General features: G+C 57.9%; 2 protein-coding genes and 1 pseudogene. All 3 read left to right on the top strand.

Annotation, left to right across the window (positions count from 1 at the left end; genetic code table 11):
* Positions 1–910 (top strand): annotated as a pseudogene (locus tag PSV05_RS00050) (phosphoketolase); the annotation flags it as partial.
* 188 nt (positions 911–1098) lie between these two features.
* On the top strand, positions 1099–1359 hold the full coding sequence (locus PSV05_RS00045; RefSeq protein ID WP_300059659.1) for a heavy metal-associated domain-containing protein: 261 nt from the start codon (positions 1099–1101) through the stop codon (positions 1357–1359).
* Positions 1360–1485: 126 nt separating this feature from the next.
* Positions 1486–1695 (top strand): heavy-metal-associated domain-containing protein (locus PSV05_RS00040; RefSeq protein ID WP_300059655.1); only part of this gene is annotated, 210 nt, incomplete at its 3' end.

Below are 1695 nucleotides of genomic sequence, written 5' to 3'. Positions count from 1 at the left end.
CATCCACATCGTCGATTCGATGTTCAATCAGCACGCCAAGTGGTTGAAGGTCACGGCACACCTGCCGTGGCGGCGGAAGATCGCCTCGCTTAACTACCTATTGGCCTCGCATGTCTGGCGCCAAGATCACAACGGCTTCACACACCAAGATCCCGGTTTCATAGATCACGTCGTGAACAAGAAGGCTGAAATCGTACGTGTCTACCTTCCGCCGGATGCAAACTGCCTGCTGTCGGTGATGGACCACTGCCTGCGCAGCCGTCATTACGTCAACGTTGTGATCGCAGGAAAACACCCAGCGCCGCAATGGCTGACGATGGATGCGGCCGTCAAGCATAGCACCGAAGGCATTGGCATCTGGGGATGGGCCAGCAACGATCAAGGCGCCGCGCCCGACGTGGTCATGGCCTGCTGTGGCGACGTGCCCACACTGGAGACGCTGGCCGCGGTCTCTATCATGCGTGAACATTTGCCTAACCTGAAAATTCGGGTGGTCAACGTTGTCGACCTTATGAAGCTGCAGCCGCAACTCGAGCACCCTCACGGCTTAAGCGATACGGATTTCGATTCACTCTTCACCGAAGACACGCCAGTCATCTTTGCATTCCATGGCTATCCTTGGTTGATCCACCGGCTGACCTACCGCCGCACAAACCACGACAACATACACGTCCGCGGCTACAAGGAAGAGGGCACCATCACCACGCCCTTCGATATGACGGTGCGGAACGATCTGGACCGCTTCCATCTCGTGATGGACGCCATCGACCGCCTGCCGCAGACCGGCGACCAGGGCATCTACCTGAAGCAGCAGCTCAAGGACAAGCTTGCCGAACACAGACAGTACATCGACAGGAACGGCCAAGACATGCCGGAAATCCGGAACTGGAAATGGGCCAACCGCAAATGATGAAACTTCGCGCCGGCCAGCCCACGGCTCCCGACACGAAGTCGGGATAGAAGCCCAAGGACAAGCGGCTGATCCGGGCCGACCTGCGGACCGCATCTGCCTACCATGCTTCAAAACTCGGAAGCGGCCAACTCCAGAGGTGGCAGTGGACATAACACGACCAACTCAGAAGCCGATCGGAAGCAGCCATGAGAACCAGCATCATTGAAGTCGGCGGAATGCTCTCGGCGCTGAGCGCGCGGGGCGTCGAGAAGCAGCTCATGAAACTGCCAGGCATCGAGAAGGCCGAGGTCAACTACGTCTGCGGCAGCGCAACCGCGATCTATGACGAGCGGCTTATCGGCCTCAAGGAAATCCAGGCCAGGGTACAGCAGTGCGGCTATCGCTGTAGCGGCGCGTTGCAGCCAAAGCATGTGTGTCAGATGGGCGCGAACCGGGGAACCTTCTGAACTTCACTTCGTTAATACTTGTTACGGTTTGCCTAAGTAACGGTTCCGCTGGTGAAACGGTCCATCGGCCAAGTGACCGGAGATTCAGCCAGGCACGCGGACGATGAAGATGACGGAGGAAACACGATGAAAACGAGCGTCATTGAAGCCCACGACATGCTCTCGATATGGAGTGCGGATGAAGTCGAAAAGCGCGTCGGCGAAGTGCCGGGTGTCGAAAGCGTTACAGTGAATTACGCTGCGGGAAGCGCTACCGTACGCTACGACGAAACCCGGCTCGAGGTCGGCGATATCAAGTCGGTCGTGCGCCAACGCGGGTATGAGTCAGCTTCGCCT

It is taken from the genome of Thermomonas sp. (assembly GCF_029945965.1).
Lineage (GTDB): Bacteria > Pseudomonadota > Gammaproteobacteria > Xanthomonadales > Xanthomonadaceae > Thermomonas.
Note: the sequence above shows the minus strand (reverse complement) of the source record. Positions and strands in the feature narration are given on the sequence as shown.

Coding starts and splice junctions, on each gene's coding strand:
- PSV05_RS00045 (WP_300059659.1), top strand. CDS start 1,099: ATGAGAACCAGCATCATTGAAGTCGGCGGAATGCTCTCGGCGCTGAGC.